Source organism: Streptomyces longhuiensis (assembly GCF_020616555.1).
In the GTDB taxonomy this organism is placed as follows: domain Bacteria; phylum Actinomycetota; class Actinomycetes; order Streptomycetales; family Streptomycetaceae; genus Streptomyces; species Streptomyces longhuiensis.
Genome location: NZ_CP085173.1, coordinates 5,073,374 through 5,092,383, shown reverse-complemented (window position 1 = coordinate 5,092,383; position 19,010 = coordinate 5,073,374). Strand labels below are relative to the sequence as shown.

Below are 19,010 nucleotides of genomic sequence, written 5' to 3'. Positions count from 1 at the left end.
GACGTATGAGATACGAAGTTCGAGAGCGGCTCTTCGCGGTGGGCGAGGACTACTGGATCGAGGACGAGCAGGGCCACAAGGCCTTCCTCGTCGACGGCAAGGCGATGCGCCTGCGGGACACCTTCGAGCTGAAGGGGCCCGACGGGCGGGTGCTCATCGACATCCACGAGAAGATGTTCGCCCTGCGCGACACGATGGTCATCGAGCGCGGAGACGAGGCCCTCGCCAAGATCAAGCGCAAGCGCCTGTCGCTGCTGCGCAACCACTACCGGGTCGAACTGGTCGACGGCACCGAGCTCGACGTCAGCGGAAAGATCCTGGACCGCGAGTTCGTCGTCGAGTACGACGGCGAGATGCTCGCCCACATCTCACGCCGCTGGCTCCGGGTCCGCGACACGTACGGCGTCGACGTCATCCGTGAGGACGCGGACCCGGCGCTGCTCATCGCCATCGCGGTGTGCGTGATCCACCTGGCGGAGAAGGAGCGGGGGGACGGCTGACGGCAGTCGGCACGGGCATGCGCTCCCTCACCGCCGAGGCGGCTCCAGCCCCAGCCGCCGGTCCTTGAGCGCCGGGAAGCGCTCGCGCGACGCGGCGACGCCCGCCGCGTCGAACTCGACGGTGAGGATCTCCTCCTCGGCGCCTGCCTCCGCCACGATCTGGCCCCACGGGTCGACGACGACGCTGTGTCCGGCCTGCGGCACCCTCGCGTGCGTACCGGCGGTGCCGCAGGCCAGTACGTACGCCTGGTTCTCGACGGCGCGCGCCTGGGCGAGCAGCGTCCAGTGCGCGCGGCGCCGCTCGGGCCAGCCGGCGGACACGAGGAGCGTCTCGGCACCCCGGTCGACGAGGCCCCGGTACAGCTCGGGGAAGCGCAGGTCGTAGCAGGTGGTGACGCCGAGGACGGTTTCCGGCAGGCGTACGGTGACGAGTTCTTCGCCCGCGCTCATCAGCACGGCCTCGCCCTTGTCGAAGCCGAAGCGGTGGATCTTGCGGTAGGCGGCGGCGAGTTCGCCGTCCGGGGAGAAGACGAGCGCGGTGTTGTAGAGCGGCCCGTCGGGGTCGCGCTCGGGGATCGTGCCCGCGTGCAGCCAGACGCCGGCGTCGCGCGCGGCCTTCGCCATCGCCTCGTACGTCGGGCCCTCCAAGGGCTCCGCCTCGGTCGCGAAGGCCTCGTAGGCGAAGGCTCCGGTGGTCCACAGCTCGGGGAGGACGACGAGGTCGGCGGACCCGGCTTGTTCCCGCACCATCGAAGCGGCGCGCAGCCGACGGGAATGGGGCGATTCGTCATCATCTACACGGATCTGGATGAGCGAGGCGCGCACACTACCACCGTCCTGGCATTCGAGCCGTCTACACAGGCCTACGATCGTCACACGAAAGCACTGCCGGGGTGCCTGCCAGCAGCGTACTGTGCATTTCCGGGGGTTCCCCCCGGACCCCCGCAGACGCGTTCCAAGACACCCACTGCCCGCGCCACAACCGCCCGAGGGGTCCCGTTCCGTGAGTCTCCACCCCAGTCTTCAGTCCTACGCCGATGCCTGGACCCATTCCATCGAAGCGATATCCGAGCTGGTGACGCCCCTGGTGGAGGGCGAATGGAACCGGGCCACGCCATGCCCCGGCTGGTCGGTGCGGGACATCGTGTCCCATGTCATCGGCCTCGACTGCGAGATGCTCGGTGACCCGCGGCCCATCCACACACTGCCGCGCGACCTGTACCACGTACAGAACGAGCACCAGCGGTACATGGAGATGCAGGTCGACGTGCGGCGCCACCACACGGCGCCCGAGATGACGTCCGAGCTGGAGTACACGATCATCCGGCGCTCCCGGCAGCTGCGCAACGAGTCGCGTGAGCCGGGCGCGATGGTGCGCGGGCCGCTCGGCACGGAGGAGACCCTCGAATTCGCCATGCGCAAGCGGGCGTTCGACGTGTGGGTGCACGAGCAGGACCTGCGCGCGGCCGTCGGCCGGCCGGGCAACCTCGACTCCCCAGGCGCGTACGTCACGCGCGACATGCTGCTCGCCGTTCTGCCGAAGGTCGTCGCGAAGGACGCTTCCGCGCCCGCGAACTCGGCGGTGGTCTTCGATGTGCACGGGCCGGTCGAGTTCCTGCGCACGGTGCGTGTCGACGCGGACGGGCGCGGCACGATCGACGGCGCCCCGTCGCTGGGCCCGGCCGCGACGCTCTCCCTCGACTGGGAGACCTACGTCAAGCTGGCCTGCGGTCGCGTGACGCCCGACGCGGTGTCCGACCGCGTCAAGACGGAGGGCGACCTGGACCTCGCCCAGGCGATCCTGAACTCGCTGTCCACGACGCCGTAGCCCTTACGGGGCCGGGGCGGCGGAGCGGACGGGAAAGGCCCCGGTGCCGGAAACGGCGACCGGGGCCCGTCGCTTGTGCGGGGACGTCGGGCACGGGAAGTCCTACGCACGTCCGTCTTGCACAGGTACGGCTCAGGAGGGGTACGGCTCTGGCGGAGTACCGCTCAGGAGGGGCCGGCTCAGGCGGAGTACCGCTCAGGAGCGGCACGGCTCAGGCGGAGTACCGCTCAGGAGCGGCACGGCTCAGGCCGCGTACGTCTACGCGGAAGCCTCAGGCAGGAACCGCTCACGCGGGCACGTGCACCGTCTCCACCCGGCTCGCCACCAGGCGCTCCCGCTCCCGGCGGTCCGCGCGCCGGCGCAGTCGCAGGATCTGGCTCACCCCGAGCGCCTCGAGGACGAACACCGCGGAGAACGCGATGCGGTAGTTGTCGCCGGTCGCGTCCAGCAGGACCCCGACCGCGAACAACGTCGTCATCGACGCGACGAACCCGCCCATGTTGACGATCCCGGACGCGGTCCCCTGCCGCTCCGGCGGGTTCGCCGGACGCGCGAAGTCGAACCCGATCATGGACGCGGGCCCGCACGCCCCGAGCACGACGCACAGCGTGACGAGCAGCCACATCGGCGCGTGGTCCCCCGGGTAGGCGATCGTCACGGCCCACATCAGCGCCGTACCGGCGACCGTGCCGAGGGCGAGCGGCAGCCGGGCCGTGTGGTGCCGGGCCACGATCTGCCCGTAGACGAGCCCGATCAGCATGTTGGACAGCACGACGAGGGTGAGCAGTTCACCGGCGGTCCCGCGCGAGAGGCCCTGCGCCTCGACCAGGAACGGCAGGCCCCACAGCAGCAGGAACACCATCGCCGGGAACTGCGTCGTGAAGTGGACCCACAGGCCGAGCCGTGTGCCCGGCTCGCGCCAGGACGCGAGGATCTGTCCGCGGACGAAGGCCCCGCCGGTGTGCCGCACGGGCTCCGGCTCGAAGCCTTCCGGGTGGTCCTTGAGGAAGAGCAGCATCAGGACGAGCACGACGACTCCGGCGAGCGCGCTGCCCGCGAACGCGGCCTCCCAGCCGACGCCGTGCAGCAGCCGCGCGATCACGAGGGTCGACACGAGGTTGCCGGCCATGCCGACGAGACCCGCGAGCTGCGCGACCAGCGGCCCGCGCCGGGCGGGGAACCAGCGCGTGCCGAGCCGCAGCACGCTGATGAACGTCATCGCGTCGCCGCAGCCGAGCAGCGCGCGCGAGACGAGGGCCGTCCCGTACGAGGGCGAGAACGCGAAGCCGAGCTGGCCGACGGTGAAGAGGACGACGCCGATCGTCAGGACGCGCTTGGTGCCGAGCCGGTCGACCATCAGGCCGACGGGTATCTGCATACCCGCGTACACGAGCAGCTGGAGGATCGAGAACGTGGACAGCGCCGAGGCGTTGATGTGGAAACGCTCGACGGCGTCGAGGCCCGCGACGCCCAGCGAGGTGCGGAAGATGACGGCGACGAAGTAGACGGCGACGCCGATGGACCAGACGCCCATGGCCCTGCGGCCGCCGGGCGGATCCCCGGGCAGCGACACGGTGCCGGCGGAGCTGCTCATCGGACCTCGCCCCGCGCCAGGTTCGAGAACCAGCCGACGTGGCGGCGGACGACGGCGACGGCCGCCTCGGCGTCGCCCGCGCGCAGCGCGTCGAGGATCTCCTCGTGCTCGGTGAGCGTCTTGGCGATCCGGTCCGGGTGCGAGTGCATCACGGCGACGCCCATTCTCAGCTGGCGGTCGCGCAGCTGGTCGTAGAGACGGGACAGGATCGCGTTGCCTCCGCTGCGCACGATCTCGGCGTGGAAGCAGCGGTCGGTGCTGGCCGCGTCGGCGAACTCGCCCACGGCGGCCTGGGCCTGCTGGAGCGAGAGCAGCTCCTCCAGACGGGCGATCAGGCTCGCGGGCGCGGGGACCGCCTTGCGCACGGAGTGCTCCTCGACGAGGAGGCGGGTCTCGACGACATCCGCGATCTCCTGCGCGGAGACGGCCAGGACCAGGGCGCCCTTCTTCGGGTAGAGCTTGATCAGCCCCTCGACCTCCAGCTTGAGCAGCGCCTCGCGCACCGGGGTGCGGGACACCCCCACGGCCTCGGCGAGCTCGCCCTCGGTGAGCAACGTCCCGCCCTCGTAGCGGCGTTCGAGGACGCTGCGCTTGACGTGGTCGTAGACGCGGTCGGCCGCCGGTGGTCGCTTGACGGCGGTGGGGGACGGGGGCACTGAAGGCATGCGCACATCATAGATACAACACGTACGCATCGTCGGCGCCCGTCCAGGATGCGGACGCAACACCCCGAAACGGCGGGCGTCGCCCCCTCGCCACACATACTCTGCATCCCGGCACATCCATCCGCCGCACTCATGAGTCTCTTCAGCGAGCGGCACCCTCATGTGGCCGCATTCCAGGGGCATTTGGAGCGTTAAACTTGAAAACCCGCATTAAGGGCATTCGCCGCGTATCCGCCGCCGCCACCGTGACCGCCGGCGCGGTCCTGGCGAGCGGGGTCTTCGCCACCTCCGCGCAGGCCGCCACGCTGCCCACCCCCACGATCGTCGCCAAGGGCGGCTACGTGATGAACAACGGGACCGGTACGAGCCTGTTCACCAAGGCCGCCGACACCCGCCGTTCCACCGGCTCCACCACCAAGATCATGACCGCGAAGGTCGTCCTGGCGCAGTCGAACCTGAACCTGGACTCCAAGGTCACGATCCAGAAGGCGTACAGCGACTACATCGTCGCGAAGAACGCGTCGTCGGCCCGTCTGATCGTCGGCGACAAGGTCACCGTCCGTCAGCTCCTGTACGGGCTCATGCTCCCGTCCGGCTGCGACGCCGCGTACGCCCTGGCCGACAAGTTCGGCTCCGGCAGCACGCGCGCCGCCCGCGTGAAGTCCTTCATCGGCAAGATGAACAAGGCCGCCACCGACATGGGCCTGAAGAACACGCACTTCGACTCGTTCGACGGCATCGGCAGCGGCTCGAACTACTCGACGCCGCGCGACCTGACGAAGATCGCGTCCTCCGCGATGAAGAACTCCACGTTCCGCTCGGTCGTCAAGACGAAGTCGACGAAGCAGAAGGTCACCACGAAGAGCGGCGGCTACCGCTACATGTCGTGGTCCAACACGAACAACCTGCTCGGCAGCTACTCCGGCACCATCGGCGTGAAGACCGGCTCGGGTCCCGAGGCCAAGTACTGCCTGGTCTTCGCCGCCACCCGCAACGGCAAGACGGTCATCGGCACGGTCCTCGCCTCCTCCTCCGTCACGAACCGCACGGCGGACGCGAAGAAGCTCATGGACTACGGCTTCAAGAAGTAGCCCTCGAAGAACCGAATGAACGAAGGGCCCGCCGCATGCCGCGGCGGGCCCTTCGTCGCACCGCACTCCGCGGCGGAGCGCGCCCCGCCGTCGACAGGACCCGACAGCCACCCGCGGCGCAGCCGACGGTGCCGCGTCACGACGAGGTCTCCGTGTGTTTCCATCGCGGCCTGCGTACGCCACACGGGGCCGCCCCCTCAGGGACGGCCCCGTGTCATTCGCTCACGCCCAGGCAACTCACGCCCAGGTGATCAGCCGCTTGGGCTGTTCCAGGATCGCTGCCACGTCCGCCAGTACCTTCGAGCCCAGCTCTCCGTCCACCAGGCGATGGTCGAAGGAGAGGGCCAGGGTGGTGACCTGACGGGGCTTCACCTTGCCCTTGTGGACCCAGGGCTGGAGCTTGATCGCGCCCACGGCGAGGATCGCGGGCTCGCCCGGGTTCAGGATCGGGGTGCCGGTGTCGACGCCGAAGACTCCGACGTTCGTGATCGTCACCGTGCCGCCCTGCATGGCTCCCGGCGACGTCTTGCCCTCGCGGGCCGTCGACACCAACTCGCCGAGCGCCGTCGCCAGTTCGGGCAGGGTCTTGGCGTGCGCGTCCTTGATGTTCGGCACGATCAGACCGCGCGGTGTGGCGGCGGCGATGCCCAGATTCACGTAGTGCTTCCGGACGATCTCCTGGGCGGCCTCGTCCCAGGAGGCGCTGATCTCGGGGTTCCGCTTGATCGCGACGAGCAGGGCCTTGGCGATGAGCAGCAGCGGGTTGACCCGCAACCCCTGCATCTCCTTGTCGGCCTTGAGCTCCTCGACGAGCTTCATCGTCCGCGTCACGTCGACCGTCACGAACTCCGTGACGTGCGGCGCGGTGAAGGCGGAGCCCACCATCGCGGCCGCGGTCGCCTTGCGTACGCCCTTGACGGGGATACGGGTCTCGCGGACGCCGTCCTGGACGACGGCCGGCACGGCGGCGACCGGCTCCTGCGACGGAGCCTGTACCTGTACCTGCGTCACGACCGGCTCGGGAGCCGGGGCGACGGCCGCGTGCACGTCCTCGCGGGTGATGATGCCGTCAGGCCCGGAGGGCGTGAGCGAGGCGAGGTCGACACCCAGGTCCTTGGCCAGCTTGCGCACGGGGGGCTTGGCGAGCGGGCGCCCGTTGCCCTTCACCGGGGCTTCCGGCTCGGGCGCGAGTGCGGGCGCGGGCCGCGTGACCGCCGCGGGGACCGCCACCACGTCGCCCTTGCGCGGGCGGCGCTTCGTCGACCCCTCGGAAACCCCGTACCCCACCAGCACCGGCTGCCGCCCCTGAGGCGCGGGCTCGGGCTCCGGCTCGGGAGCCGCGGGCTCCGGCACCGAAACGGCCGCGGGAGCCGCGGCCGTGGAGCCGGATCCGCCCGCGACGTCCACCGCGATGATCACCTGCCCCACATCCACCGTCGTCCCCTCGGGGAAGCGCAGCTCGCGCACCACACCGTTGAACGGGATCGGCAGCTCGACGGCCGCCTTCGCCGTCTCCACCTCGCACACGACCTGCCCGTCGGTGACCACGTCACCCGGCTGGACGTACCACTTGAGGATCTCGGCCTCGGTGAGCCCCTCGCCCACGTCGGGCATCTTGAACTCGGCCAGCGCAGCGTCTGTCATCGTCGTCACGGCCCTCTCCTCAGTACGCAAGCGAGCGGTCGACGGCATCGAGCACCCGGTCGAGGCCCGGCAGGTACTCGTCCTCGAGGCGCGCCGGCGGGTACGGCACGTGATAGCCGCCGACCCGCAGCACGGGCGCCTCCAGGTGGTAGAAGCAGCGCTCGGTGATCCGCGCGGCGATCTCCGCGCCCGTACCGAGGAAGACCGGGGCCTCGTGCACCACGACGAGCCGGCGGGTCTTCTCGACGGACTTCTGCACCGCGTCGAAGTCGATCGGCGACATGGAGCGCAGGTCGACGACCTCCAGGGACTTGCCCTCCTCCTGGGCGGCCGCGGCCACCTCCAGGCAGACCTTCACCATCGGCCCGTACGCGACGAGCGTCAGATCCGTGCCCTCGCGCACCGTGCGCGCGCCGTGCAGGGGGCCGGGGATCGCCTCGGTGTCGACCTCGCCCTTGTCCCAGTAGCGCCGCTTCGGCTCGAAGAAGATCACCGGGTCGTCGCTCTGGATGGCCTGCTGCATCATCCAGTACGCGTCCGACGAGTTCGACGGGGAGACCACCTTCAGGCCCGCCACGTGCGCGAACAGCGCCTCCGGCGACTCCGAGTGGTGCTCGACCGCGCCGATGCCGCCGCCGTACGGGATCCGCACGACGACCGGCAGCTTGATCTTGCCGAGCGCGCGGGCGTGCATCTTCGCGAGCTGCGTGACGATCTGGTCGTACGCGGGGAAGACGAAACCGTCGAACTGGATCTCCACGACCGGCCGGTACCCGCGCAGCGCGAGGCCGATGGCCGTGCCGACGATGCCGGACTCGGCGAGCGGGGTGTCGATGACCCGGTCCTCGCCGAAGTCCTTCTGCAACCCGTCCGTGACGCGGAAGACGCCGCCGAGCTTGCCGACGTCCTCGCCCATGATGAGGACCTTGGGGTCGGTGTCGAGCGCCGTGCGCAGCGACTCGTTGATCGCCTTGGCGAGCGGAAGCTTCTGTACCGCCATGATCAGTTGCCTCCCGAGCCCGCGACGGAGTCGCTATCGGATTCCGTGGTGAACGACGCCTGGTAGGCGGCGAACTGGGCACGCTCCTCGTCGACGAGCGCGTGCCCGTCCGCGTACGCGTTCTCGAAGATGGCCATCCGGTCCGGGTCCGGCATGGCCCGCACGACCTCGCGTACTCGAAGACCCAACGCTTCGCTCTCGGCCTCGAGTTCCGCGAAATATCCCTCGTCCGTGTCAGTTTCGGACTCGAGATACGTGCGCAGGCGCAGGATCGGGTCCTTCGCCTCCCACGCCTCGCGCTCCTCGTCGGCCCGGTACTTCGACGGGTCGTCGGAGGTGGTGTGCGCGCCCATGCGGTACGTGAACGCCTCGACCAGCGTCGGCCCCTCGCCCCTGCGGGCACGCTCCAGGGCCCACTTGGTGACGGCCAGGCAGGCCAGCACGTCGTTGCCGTCGACGCGGACACCGGGGAAGCCGTAGCCCTGCGCGCGCTGGTAGAGCGGCACCCGGGTCTGCTTCTCGGTCGGCTCCGAGATCGCCCACTGGTTGTTCTGGCAGAAGAACACGACGGGCGCGTTGTAGACCGCGGAGAACGTGAACGACTCGGCGACGTCGCCCTGGCTGGAGGCGCCGTCACCGAAGTACGCGATCACCGCGCTGTCCGCGCCGTCCTTGGCGACGCCCATGGCGTAGCCCGTGGCGTGCAGCGTCTGCGAGCCGATGACGATCGTGTACAGGTGGAAGTTGTTGCTGTTCGGGTCCCAGCCGCCGTTGTTCACGCCGCGGAACATGCCGAGCAGGTTCGTCGGGTCGACGCCCCTGCACCAGGCGACGCCGTGCTCACGGTAGGTGGGGAAGACGTAGTCGTCGTCGCGCGTGGCGCGGCCCGAGCCGATCTGCGCGGCCTCCTGGCCGAGCAGCGAGGCCCACAGGCCCAGCTCGCCCTGTCGCTGCAGCGACGTGGCCTCCGCGTCGAAGCGGCGGGTGAGGACCATGTCGCGGTACAGGCCGCGCAGCTCGTCGGCCGTGATGTCCTCGACGAACGCGGCGTACTCGGCGTGCGCGGGGTCCTCCACGCGCCGGCCCTCGGGGCTCAACAGCTGAACGAGGTCGGGCGCTCCCGCACCCGGGGACTTCTTCGCAGACTTTTTCGCAGCGGTGCGCTTGCGCGGCGTACGCGCGGCGGCAGTGCTGTCCACGGTCACGTGTGCTCCTCCGTCGGTCCGGCCCCCGGGTTCGCCGGGAAAGCCTGGGGGTCTCCCCCCGGCTTTTTGAGGGCCTGGGGGAGGCTCGCCTGATCCGTCCTGCGCACGGGGTGGGTGCGACTCGGCCGGGTAAAGGCGTGACAGGTGTCCCGGCGAGCGCCCTGCACCATGCACGTTACCCAGTGCCCCACATATCTGCGAAACCCCATCTGACCTGCGATTTTGCTTGGATATCCAAGTAAATCGCGCAACTGCGGAACACTCGCTGGTCAGACGCGGTCAAAGCACTGTTCGGAGCACCGGTCACAAGCCTGGCAGGCGACCGGAACACGGGCACGTTATCCCGGTCACCTCGGGCACGGGAAGAGCCAGTATGTGAGACTGACCGCGTGTCCGAAGACGGAAAAATTCGCGTATTTCTACTCGATGACCACGAAGTCGTACGCCGCGGAGTGCACGAGATGCTCTCCGTCGAGGAGGACATCGAAGTCGTCGGAGAAGCCGGCACGGCCGCCGACGCCATGGTCCGCATCCCCGCCACGCGCCCCGATGTCGCCGTCCTGGATGTGCGGCTCCCGGACGGCAGCGGCGTCGAGGTGTGCCGCGAGATCCGTTCCCAGGACGAGTCGGTCAAGTGCCTGATGCTCACCTCGTTCGCCGACGACGAGGCACTCTTCGACGCGATCATGGCGGGCGCCTCCGGCTACGTGCTGAAGGCCATCAGGGGGAACGAACTCCTGAACGCGGTCCGTGACGTCGCCGCCGGGAAGTCCCTGCTCGACCCCGTCGCCACCGCCCGCGTCCTCGAAAGGCTCCGCGACGGCGGCCGTGGCAAGGAGGACGACCGGCTCGCGAACCTGACCGACCAGGAGCGCAAGATCCTCGACCTGATCGGCGAGGGCCTGACCAACCGGGTCATCGGGGAACACCTGCATCTCGCCGAGAAAACGATCAAGAATTACGTGTCCAGCCTGCTGTCGAAACTGGGCATGGAACGCCGCTCGCAGGCCGCCGCGTACGTGGCGCGACTGCAGGCCGAGAAGCGCCGCTGAATTCGGGACCTACGTCCCTTTCACAGGGGGCCGGGGCCTCTTTTACGGGGCGCTTCCGGACACGCACCGTGGAAACATGCCCTCCGAATTCCAGGAAGACCGCGCCCGGGAAAAGCGCGCCGTCGAGCTGATCGCCGGCGTGGACCACGGCCGGGTGGCGACCAGCATGCGCGCGCTCCCCTTCCTCGCCCCGGCCCGCCACATCGTGGCGGACGGCCGGGTCGTCCTGCGCCTGCACCAGGGCTACGGCTACCACCGGGCCTGCGCCGGTGGCGTCGTCGCGTACGGCGCCGACAACCTGAACGACCGGGACCCCGCCGACGGCCACTGGTCGGTCCAGTTCGTCGGCACCTGCGAGGCCATCGAACCGACCCCCGGCCAACTCGGCCTCTTCGGCTCCGCGCCCCGCTTCGTCGACGGAGAGCCCTTCGCCCCCGTCTACCTGCGGATCGAGCCCCAGTTCGTCACCGTGCACGAACTGACGGGCGGCGCCCGTCATCCGAAGCGACCCTTTCACCACGTTCTGTAGCCACCGGCTACCCAGGGTGCCCTAACATCTGGCGCGTGCCGCGCTCATCTGCTCACTCCGCCCCACCGCTCCGCGCCCTGCTGCGGCAGTACGACGCCGGCTCACCGCTGGCCTGCGAACCCGTGGACCAGGGCCTGCTCAACCGCGGCTACCGGCTCGCCACCACGCGCGGCCGCTACTTCCTCAAGCACCACTTCGACCCCGAGACCGCCGACCCGGCCGCCATCGCCCGCCAGCACCGCGCCACCGAACGCCTGGCCGCACTCGGCGTCCCCGTCGCCCCGCCCCTGCCCGCCGCCGACGGCCGCACCGTCACCGTCATCGGCGGCGCCAGCTACGCCCTGCACCCCTGGGTCGAGGGCCGCCACCGCAGCGGCGCCCAGCTCACGGCGGTCCAGTGCCGCACGCTCGGGGCGCTCCTGGGACTCGTACACGCGTGTCTGGAGCAGGTCATGGGGGCCGCGCCCGCGCGCGGGCGGGCCAGCGCCGATCCCGTGGACACTCTTGAGCTCATCGACGCGCTGCTGGCGCGGGTGCGCCGTCACCGGCCGCACGACGCGTTCGACGAGCTGGCGCGGCACCGGCTCGCGGAGCGCCGCGAACTCCTGGAGTCCTGCGCGGGGCGCCGGCCGCCGCAGGCCTCGGCGACCGGCTGGGTGCACGGGGACTTCCACCCGTTCAACCTGCTCTACCAAGGGGGCGTACCGGCCGCGATCGTCGACTGGGACCGGCTCGGGGTGCAGCCGCGCGCCGAGGAGGCCGTACGCGCCGCCGTGATCTTCTTCGTGCGTCCCGTCGGCACCCTCGACCTGCCGAAGGTGCGGGCCTACGCGCGCGCGTACCGCCGTGCTTCAGGCGCCGGGGCGGACGAACTCGCGGCCGCCGTCCACCGCGTGTGGTGGGAGCGGCTCAACGACTTCTGGATACTGCGCTGGCGCTACGAACGCGGCGACCACCGCGCCGACCCGCAGTTCCCCGCGGCGTCGGCGCTCGCCGTGTGGTGGACGAAGGAGTACGGGGCGGTGCGCGACGCGTTCGCCGAGTGACCGGCCGCCAATGAGCCGGGGCGGTCGCGTCAGCCGGATCGGTCGGATCGGTAGGGTCAGCCCGTCGCCGGGTCGCCCGTGGAGACCTGAAGCTGGATCGAGTCGGGGTTCTTCGGGTCGATCTCCGTGCGCGCCTTGGGGTACTGCACGATGACCGTGCCCTCACCGAAGGTGTTCTCGTCGACGTCCCTGATGTCGAACTTCCAACCGGCGGCCTGCAGACAGGCCTTGACCGACTTGATGTTCTTGTACGTGAAGTCCGGGAGCATGACCTTGTCCGGGTCGTTGTAACCCGTGTCAGGCTCCGTGCACTGGTCCTCTTCGATCGTCTTCGTCATGTCGGGACCCTTGTGACCGGCGACGACCGACGGCGACTTCTTCGCGTCGCCACCGCCCTTCTCGTCATTGCCGTTCATCGTCAGGGCCGTGATCAGACCGCCGACCGCGATCAGCGCGACGACGACCGAACCGACGATCACCCCGGTGTTCCGCTTGCCGCCACCGCCACCGGAGACCGCCGAACTCGGCGTCGTCTGGGGCGAGATGGTGTACGGCGGAGGCGTCTGCTGGTGCAGCGGCTGCTGCTGGTGCTGCTGAGGCGCGTACGGAGAGGTGGGCGGCGGAGTCTGGTAGCCCTGCTGCGGATATCCGTAGCCCGGCGTGGCCGGCGCCGGCGTCCCGTAGGGGCCCGGCTGGTACGGCGTCTGGACCGGGCCGGTCGGCGCCGCCGTCGACTGGTCGACCGGCGGGAACACCGCGGAACCGACGCCCGCGCCGCTGGACGTCTGCGCGCCCGGCACGATGCTGGGCGCCGCGGCCTGCAGCGACTGGGCGACCCGCAGGCACTCGTCACGCATCGCCTCGGCGCTCGGGAAGCGCTCGTTCGGGTTCTTCTTCAGCGCGCGGGCGACCAGCGCGTCCACGGCCGGGGGCACCGACCGGTTGATCGACGAAGGAGCCACCGGCTCCTCCTGGACGTGCGCATACGCTATGGCCAGCGGCGAGTCCGCCTCGAACGGCAGCCGCCCGGTGACCAGTTGGAACAGCATGATGCCGACCGAGTACAGGTCGGAGCGGGCGTCCACGCCACGGCCCAGGGCCTGCTCGGGCGAGAGGTACTGCGGGGTGCCGACGACCATGCCGGTCTGCGTCATCGACGTGACGCCGGACTGCATGGCGCGGGCGATGCCGAAGTCCATGACCTTGACGACGTTCCGCTTCGTCATCATGACGTTGCCCGGCTTGATGTCGCGGTGGACCAGACCCATCTCGTGGCTGATCTCGAGCGCCGCGAGCACATCGGCCGTGATCTTCAGGGCCTTGTCGGTCGGCATCGCGCCGTAGTGCGCGACGTCCGCGTCGAGCACGGAGCCGAGGGGCTGGCCCTCGACGTACTCCATGACGATGTACGGAGTGGTCATCCCGTCGAGGTCGTCCTCGCCGGTGTCGAAGACCGAGACGATGTTCGTGTGCGTGAGCTTCGCCACGGACTGGGCCTCGCGGCGGAAGCGCTCACGGAACGCCTGCTCACGCCCGAGCTCGGTGTGCAGCGTCTTGATCGCCACCTGACGGTCGAGCACCGAGTCGTACGCGAGGTGGACCGAGGCCATGCCGCCCTCGCCGAGCAGATCACGCAGCTGGTAGCGACCGCCGGCGACGGCACGCCCTGCGTACCGGCCTTGTGCGCCGTCCTGGCTCATGTTTCTACGTCCCCCATCGGCGCGGCCGGTGATCGATTACCACTATTCCCGGCCAAGTCTGCCCCGTGGCACCGACACGTCAAGCTCGGTGCCCGTTCCGTGACCGTACGGGCAAGAAGCGTCGCGGAAGCGTTACAGGAACCGCCCAGACGATTTGCATCGCATTGCCCGCAGAAGGTTTGATGGCCGGTCCATCTCGGAACGGGGCGCCGGGCGAAGCCTGTAGCGTGGCCCGACGGAGACCGTAACGACCACCGCGCGTACATCCGACAGTGCGGACACGAACGCGGACAGAAACGACGGCGAGGACTGATGGCACAGACGCAGCGCGCTCAGGGCCCGTCCGACCCCGAGGCGGCTGGCGGCGGTATGTCAGATGCGCCGGAGTTGTGGGGAAACGGCGGGCTAGTCGGCGACGGCCGGTACCGGCTGACCCACAGACTCGGCCGGGGCGGCATGGCGGAGGTTTTCGCCGCGGAGGACGTCCGGCTCGGACGCACCGTCGCGGTCAAGCTCCTGCGCTCCGACCTCGCCGAGGACCCGGTCTCCAAGGCCCGCTTCACGCGTGAGGCCCAGTCGGTCGCGGGCCTCAACCACCACGCCGTCGTCGCCGTGTACGACTCCGGCGAGGACGCCGTCGGCCACTCGGTCGTCCCCTACATCGTGATGGAGATCGTCGAGGGCCGCACGATCCGCGACCTCCTCCTGAACGCCGAGGCGCCCGGCCCCGAGCAGGCCCTGATCATCGTCTCCGGTGTCCTGGAGGCCCTCGCCTACTCGCACCAGCACGGCATCGTGCACCGCGACATCAAGCCGGCGAACGTGATCATCACCAACACCGGTGCGGTGAAGGTGATGGACTTCGGCATCGCGCGCGCCCTGCACGGCGCGCAGTCGACCATGACGCAGACCGGCATGGTCATGGGCACGCCCCAGTACCTGTCGCCCGAGCAGGCCCTCGGTAAGGCCGTCGACCACCGCTCCGACCTGTACGCGACCGGCTGCCTGCTCTACGAACTCCTCGCGCTGCGGCCCCCGTTCACCGGCGAGACGCCGCTGTCCGTCGTCTACCAGCACGTCCAGGACACCCCGGTGCCGCCCTCCGAGGTCTCGGACGTGGCGCCGCCTGAGCTCGACGGGCTCGTCATGCGCTCCCTGGCCAAGGACCCGGACGACCGGTTCCAGACCGCCGAGGAGATGCGCGGCCTCGTCCAGTACGGGCTGCAGATGCTGTACGACCAGGGCGGCCACACCAACACCTGGAACACCGGTCCGGTCACCGCCGACATGCACCAGGGCGGCAACACCCCGGCCATGGGCGTCGCGGGCACGACGGCGCTGCCGCACCCGACCGACGGCGGTACGGCGGCCCAGCCGATGCTGCGGCCCCTGGGCAGCGACGACGGCGGCTTCGACGGCGGGCACCGCGGAGGCGGCGGCAGCGGCCGCGGCAAGATGTGGATCCTCGCGGTCCTCGCCGTGATCGCCATCGCGGGCGGCGCGGCCTGGGCGATGACCAGCGGCAGCGACCACAAGGGCGGACCAGGCACCACCCAGTCGCCCACGCAGTCGCACTCCCAGAAGGAGAAGGAGCCCAGCCAGGGCTCCGACAACACGGCCACCGAGGACAACACGACGGACCCGGGCGCCGGGACCGGCGGGGATACCGACTACTCGCCGTCGGAGGAGCCCAGCACGGGCGAGGCCACGCCGTCCGACAGCGCGTCCGAGCCGAGCGACGAGCCGTCGAACCCGACGCCGTCCAAGACCCAGCCGACGTCCGAGCAGCCGCCCACGGACAATCCCACCCCGCCCACCGACAATCCGTCTTCGGGTGGCGTCATCGGGGACCCGGGCGGGAACGACCCGGGCGGCACCGACGGCGGGGCCTGAGCCTCTGCCCTCCAGGCAGACGACATACGAAGGCGCCCGGCCGGTCACCATGACCGGCCGGGCGCCTTCGCGTTATGGGTTCGATTCGGGTCGCTGCGGGTACCGGGTCGGGCGTTCCAGGTAGGGGGCGCCCGGCACCCCTACAGGTACGGGCCCCCGGAACGGCCGGCCACCCGCGGGTCGTCGCCGTCCTCGCCGCCCACGCCGGGCGGCAGCGCGCGGCGCATCTGCTCCAACTGGGCCCGCGCGGCCATCTGCTGCGCGAACAGTGTCGTCTGGATCCCGTGGAAGAGTCCCTCGAGCCAGCCCACCAACTGGGCCTGCGCGATCCGCAGTTCGGCGTCGCTCGGGATCACCTCGTCGGTGAACGGCAGGGAGAGTCGCTCCAGCTCCTCGACGAGCTCCGGCGCGAGACCGTCCTCGAGCTCCTTCACGGAGCTGGAGTGGATCTCCTTGAGCCGCACCCGGCTCGCCTCGTCCAGAGGAGCCGCCCTCACCTCCTCGAGCAGCTGCTTGATCATGCTGCCGATGCGCATCACCTTGGCGGGCTGTTCCACCATCTCCGTCACCGGGACCTCGCGGGAGTCGTCGTCTCCACCGCCACCGAGCGCCATACCGTCCTGGCCCACGACCAGGACCTGGGGGCTCTCCGGCGACCTTTCGTTCCTCGGCATCTCCATGCCGCCATTCTCTCGTACCGCACCATCACACCTGGGTAGTGCCCCCATACGAGGGTGATCCACCGTGTTCGGGCGTACTCCCACCGTGAGCGACGGTGTTCCCGACGGGTGCGGGCCTGAGCGAGGGCGGCGGCGGTTTACGGGGCGGACGGGGCGACGAACGCGGGCCACGGGCCGGTCGGGAGGGACGGCCTCCGGCCTGGGAGGAGCGGGAGGGGTGTGCTGTGGGGGCGTGTGTCTTTGGGGCGTGTGTCCCTGGGGCGTGTGCCCTTGGGGCGTGTGTCTTTGGGGCGCATGCCGTGGCAGCGTCTGTAATGGGCGGCGCGTATGTCATGGGCGGAGAAGATTTCGGGTTCGGGGTGGATTTCACGGGCGGCACGTATGTCATGGGCAGCGGAGACTCCGGGTTCGCGGCGGATTTCACGGGCGGCGTGGATCTCATCGGCGGCGCGAGTCTGATCGGCGGCACGGATCGCATGGGTGGCGTAGATCTGATCGACGGCACGTATCGCATGGGTGGCGCGGGTCTGATCGGCGGCGCGGATCGCAGGGGCGGTGGCGGTTCATGTGCGGCGCAGGCGCAGGGCCAGGAATCCGATGCCGAGGCCGACCAGGACGAGGCCGGAGCCCAGGGGCAGGACGCCCACGCCGGGGATCACGGGTTCGGCGGTCTGCTGGGGGGTGCGGCCCGCGTTGTCCGCGGGGGTGCCGGTGGGCCGGGCCGACGGCCGCGCCTGCTGCTCGGCGGGGTCTTCCTCCCAGGCCTGCGGTTCTTCCGGGGCCACGGGTATCTCGGCGTGGGCCGAGCGGGTGCGGGACGGGTCCGCCGAGGGAGCGTGGGACCGCTTCGGCGCGTCCGCGGCCGCGGACTCCGAGGCGGAGTGGCTCTTTGAGGAGGCGGAGTGGCTCTTTGAGGCGGAGTGGCCCTTGCGGGAAGAGGCCGCGGAGGAGGCCTTCGGACGGGCGTGGGACGCGTTGGGCCTTTTGGGGGAGGCGCTGGCCGAGGGCTTCCCGGTGTCGGGCGCGGACGACGCGGCCGTGGAGGGCTCGTGGCGCGGCGTGTGCTTGGGCGGGGGCTCTTTGGGGCGGTCGTGGTCCGGCGGCTTCGACTCGGCCCGCCCCGGCGGCGTACGGCCCTCGCCCGCGTGGCTGCCGGCCTGTGGCTCGTCGTCGGCAGAGGCGGAGGCGCGCGTGGGCGAGGGTTCGGCGGCGTACGCGGACGTGCCAGTGAGGGCCGGTCCGGATATGAGGGCCAGGAACAGCAGTGGCCACAGCAGCGGCGGCGGCAGTGGGCGGCCGGTGGTGCGGAGGCGTGGAGTCATTCCGCGCGCCCTCCCGGAATCAAGTCACCAAGATCAGAGGAATCCCGGAATCAGCGTCACATGACGCAACAATTCCGGCACCTTGGTGTCACTCCGTTCACACCGGCCACGCCCCCGCCCGCCGCTCGGCCTACTCCACGGAGAGCAGCACCTTCCCGATGTGCCCGCTCTCCTCCAGGACGCGGTGCGCCTGCGCCGCGTCGCTCATCGGCAGCTTCCGGTCGACGACCGGCCGGACGCGGCCCGAGTCGATCAGCGGCCAGATGTGCTCCCGTACCGCCGCGACGATCGCCGCCTTCTCGGCCAGCGGGCGCGCGCGCAACGAGGTCGCGGTGATGGCGCCGCGCTTGTTGAGGAGCATGGCGATGTTCAGCTCGCCCTGGATGCCGCCCTGCATGCCGATGATCGCGAGGCGGCCGTTGGTGGCCAGCGCCTGGACGTTGCGGTCCAGGTACTTGGCGCCCATGTTGTCGAGGATGACGTCGGCGCCCGCGCCGTCCGTGGCCCGCTTGATCTCCTCCACGAAGTCCTGCTCGCGGTAGTTGATCAGGATGTCGGCGCCGAGCTCGGCGCAGTAGTCGAGCTTCTCCTTGCTGCCCGCCGTCACCGCCACCTTGGCGCCGATCGCCTTGGCCAGCTGGATGGCCATCGTGCCGATGCCGCTGGAGCCACCGTGGACGAGGAAGGTCTCGCCGGGGCGCAGGTGGGCGATCATGAAGACGTTCGACCAGACGGTCGCGGTCACCTCGGGCAGCGCGGCCGCCGTGACGAGGTCGGTGTTCTCGGGTACGGGCAGGAGCTGGCCGGCCGGGACGGCGACCTTCTCGGCGTAACCGCCGCCCGAGAGCAGCGCGCACACCTCGTCACCGACGGACCAGCCGGACACTCCGGCGCCGAGGGCGACGATGCGTCCCGCGCACTCGAGGCCGGGGATGTCGGTCGCGCCGGGCGGCGGGTTGTAGAGGCCCTGACGCTGGAGCAGATCGGCGCGGTTGACGGCCGCGGCCGCCACCTCGACGAGCACTTCGCCGTCACCGGGTACGGGATCGGGAACCTCCGCCCAGACGAGCGCCTCAGGTCCACCGGGTTCCGGAATCGTGATCGCATACATGCCGGCGAGGCTACTCCTCGGGGTGATCCGGGCGGCGGGACGGCACGTGCCCGACTGCCAGTTCACGGCGCGCCCCAACTCACCGTCCGGGCACGCCCCCAACCGTCGGCCCTGTGGTGCCCCCACCTGTCATTCCTGTGCGGTCCCCTA

17 protein-coding genes are annotated in these 19,010 nt (G+C 70.4%); 7 read left to right on the top strand and 10 right to left on the bottom strand.

The window, feature by feature from the left end; all coding sequences use genetic code 11:
* The first annotated feature begins 5 nt into the window (after positions 1 to 5).
* Positions 6 to 500 (top strand): LURP-one-related/scramblase family protein, encoded by a 495-nt coding sequence (locus LGI35_RS23605; protein WP_227296198.1) that lies wholly within the window; start codon positions 6 to 8, stop codon positions 498 to 500.
* 27 nt (positions 501 to 527) lie between these two features.
* Here the strand turns inward: LGI35_RS23605 and LGI35_RS23600 are convergent, their stop codons facing one another.
* Positions 528 to 1,325 carry a carbon-nitrogen family hydrolase gene (locus LGI35_RS23600; protein WP_227296196.1) on the bottom strand — a complete coding sequence of 266 codons (798 nt, stop codon included), beginning with the start codon at positions 1,323 to 1,325 and terminating at the stop codon, positions 528 to 530.
* Positions 1,326 to 1,503: 178 nt separating this feature from the next.
* On the opposite strand from LGI35_RS23600, the gene LGI35_RS23595 reads away from it, so the two are divergent.
* The gene (locus tag LGI35_RS23595) at positions 1,504 to 2,328 is read left to right on the top strand and encodes a maleylpyruvate isomerase family mycothiol-dependent enzyme (protein WP_227296194.1); all 825 of its coding nucleotides are present in this window, start codon (positions 1,504 to 1,506) and stop codon (positions 2,326 to 2,328) included.
* A gap of 286 nt (positions 2,329 to 2,614) precedes the next feature.
* On the opposite strand, the gene LGI35_RS23590 is transcribed toward LGI35_RS23595, so the two are convergent.
* Together LGI35_RS23590 and LGI35_RS23585 are read right to left on the bottom strand one after the other, a co-directional pair.
* Positions 2,615 to 3,922 (bottom strand): MFS transporter, encoded by a 1,308-nt coding sequence (locus LGI35_RS23590; protein ID WP_227296192.1) that lies wholly within the window; start codon positions 3,920 to 3,922, stop codon positions 2,615 to 2,617.
* The gene (locus LGI35_RS23585) at positions 3,919 to 4,587 is read right to left on the bottom strand and encodes a GntR family transcriptional regulator (protein WP_227296190.1); all 669 of its coding nucleotides are present in this window, start codon (positions 4,585 to 4,587) and stop codon (positions 3,919 to 3,921) included. The genes LGI35_RS23590 and LGI35_RS23585 overlap by 4 nt, the downstream gene beginning before the upstream one ends.
* A gap of 197 nt (positions 4,588 to 4,784) precedes the next feature.
* Between LGI35_RS23585 and LGI35_RS23580 the strand changes: the two genes are divergently transcribed.
* Complete coding sequence (locus LGI35_RS23580) at positions 4,785 to 5,678, top strand: D-alanyl-D-alanine carboxypeptidase family protein (RefSeq protein ID WP_116512002.1); 894 nt, start codon at positions 4,785 to 4,787, stop codon at positions 5,676 to 5,678.
* 237 nt (positions 5,679 to 5,915) lie between these two features.
* On the opposite strand, the gene LGI35_RS23575 is transcribed toward LGI35_RS23580, so the two are convergent.
* The 3 genes from LGI35_RS23575 to pdhA are packed head-to-tail and all read right to left on the bottom strand — an operon-like array spanning position 5,916 to position 9,527.
* Entirely contained in the window at positions 5,916 to 7,331 is a 1,416-nt protein-coding gene (locus LGI35_RS23575; protein ID WP_227296188.1) for a dihydrolipoamide acetyltransferase family protein, read from the bottom strand.
* Positions 7,332 to 7,341: 10 nt separating this feature from the next.
* Positions 7,342 to 8,322 (bottom strand): alpha-ketoacid dehydrogenase subunit beta, encoded by a 981-nt coding sequence (locus LGI35_RS23570; protein ID WP_227296187.1) that lies wholly within the window; start codon positions 8,320 to 8,322, stop codon positions 7,342 to 7,344.
* Positions 8,323 to 8,324: 2 nt separating this feature from the next.
* On the bottom strand, positions 8,325 to 9,527 hold the full coding sequence (gene pdhA / locus LGI35_RS23565) for a pyruvate dehydrogenase (acetyl-transferring) E1 component subunit alpha (RefSeq protein WP_227296185.1): 1,203 nt from the start codon (positions 9,525 to 9,527) through the stop codon (positions 8,325 to 8,327).
* Between the two features lie 389 nt (positions 9,528 to 9,916).
* Here pdhA and LGI35_RS23560 point away from each other — a divergent pair, with 389 nt between their 5' ends.
* From LGI35_RS23560 to LGI35_RS23550, 3 genes are all read left to right on the top strand, one after another.
* A complete protein-coding gene (locus LGI35_RS23560; protein ID WP_227296183.1) occupies positions 9,917 to 10,579 on the top strand; it encodes a response regulator in 663 nt (220 codons plus the stop codon).
* A 76-nt stretch (positions 10,580 to 10,655) separates the two neighbouring features.
* A complete protein-coding gene (locus LGI35_RS23555) occupies positions 10,656 to 11,108 on the top strand; it encodes a pyridoxamine 5'-phosphate oxidase family protein (RefSeq protein ID WP_227296181.1) in 453 nt (150 codons plus the stop codon).
* A 35-nt stretch (positions 11,109 to 11,143) separates the two neighbouring features.
* Positions 11,144 to 12,154: a phosphotransferase gene (locus LGI35_RS23550; protein WP_227296179.1), complete on the top strand. Its 1,011-nt coding sequence runs from the start codon at positions 11,144 to 11,146 to the stop codon at positions 12,152 to 12,154.
* A 56-nt stretch (positions 12,155 to 12,210) separates the two neighbouring features.
* On the opposite strand, the gene LGI35_RS23545 is transcribed toward LGI35_RS23550, so the two are convergent.
* A complete protein-coding gene (locus LGI35_RS23545; protein WP_227296177.1) occupies positions 12,211 to 13,854 on the bottom strand; it encodes a protein kinase domain-containing protein in 1,644 nt (547 codons plus the stop codon).
* A gap of 312 nt (positions 13,855 to 14,166) precedes the next feature.
* Between LGI35_RS23545 and LGI35_RS23540 the strand changes: the two genes are divergently transcribed.
* On the top strand, positions 14,167 to 15,747 hold the full coding sequence (locus LGI35_RS23540; protein WP_227296175.1) for a protein kinase domain-containing protein: 1,581 nt from the start codon (positions 14,167 to 14,169) through the stop codon (positions 15,745 to 15,747).
* A gap of 140 nt (positions 15,748 to 15,887) precedes the next feature.
* Here the strand turns inward: LGI35_RS23540 and LGI35_RS23535 are convergent, their stop codons facing one another.
* From LGI35_RS23535 to LGI35_RS23525, 3 genes are all read right to left on the bottom strand, one after another.
* Positions 15,888 to 16,427 (bottom strand): bacterial proteasome activator family protein, encoded by a 540-nt coding sequence (locus LGI35_RS23535; RefSeq protein WP_227296173.1) that lies wholly within the window; start codon positions 16,425 to 16,427, stop codon positions 15,888 to 15,890.
* A gap of 563 nt (positions 16,428 to 16,990) precedes the next feature.
* Positions 16,991 to 17,749 (bottom strand): hypothetical protein, encoded by a 759-nt coding sequence (locus LGI35_RS23530; RefSeq protein WP_227296171.1) that lies wholly within the window; start codon positions 17,747 to 17,749, stop codon positions 16,991 to 16,993.
* Between the two features lie 130 nt (positions 17,750 to 17,879).
* Positions 17,880 to 18,860 carry an NAD(P)H-quinone oxidoreductase gene (locus LGI35_RS23525; RefSeq protein WP_227296169.1) on the bottom strand — a complete coding sequence of 327 codons (981 nt, stop codon included), beginning with the start codon at positions 18,858 to 18,860 and terminating at the stop codon, positions 17,880 to 17,882.
* Positions 18,861 to 19,010 lie beyond the last annotated feature (150 nt).

Excerpts from the sequence above, each read along its gene's own strand:
- LGI35_RS23605 (WP_227296198.1), top strand. The coding sequence starts at position 6 with ATGAGATACGAAGTTCGAGAGCGGCTCTTCGCGGTGGGCGAGGACTAC.
- LGI35_RS23590 (WP_227296192.1), bottom strand. The coding sequence starts at position 3,922 with ATGAGCAGCTCCGCCGGCACCGTGTCGCTGCCCGGGGATCCGCCCGGC.
- LGI35_RS23585 (WP_227296190.1), bottom strand. The coding sequence starts at position 4,587 with ATGCCTTCAGTGCCCCCGTCCCCCACCGCCGTCAAGCGACCACCGGCG.
- LGI35_RS23570 (WP_227296187.1), bottom strand. The coding sequence starts at position 8,322 with ATGGCGGTACAGAAGCTTCCGCTCGCCAAGGCGATCAACGAGTCGCTG.
- LGI35_RS23555 (WP_227296181.1), top strand. The coding sequence starts at position 10,656 with ATGCCCTCCGAATTCCAGGAAGACCGCGCCCGGGAAAAGCGCGCCGTC.
- LGI35_RS23545 (WP_227296177.1), bottom strand. The coding sequence starts at position 13,854 with ATGAGCCAGGACGGCGCACAAGGCCGGTACGCAGGGCGTGCCGTCGCC.
- LGI35_RS23540 (WP_227296175.1), top strand. The coding sequence starts at position 14,167 with ATGGCACAGACGCAGCGCGCTCAGGGCCCGTCCGACCCCGAGGCGGCT.
- LGI35_RS23535 (WP_227296173.1), bottom strand. The coding sequence starts at position 16,427 with ATGGAGATGCCGAGGAACGAAAGGTCGCCGGAGAGCCCCCAGGTCCTG.
- LGI35_RS23530 (WP_227296171.1), bottom strand. The coding sequence starts at position 17,749 with ATGACTCCACGCCTCCGCACCACCGGCCGCCCACTGCCGCCGCCGCTG.
- LGI35_RS23525 (WP_227296169.1), bottom strand. The coding sequence starts at position 18,860 with ATGTATGCGATCACGATTCCGGAACCCGGTGGACCTGAGGCGCTCGTC.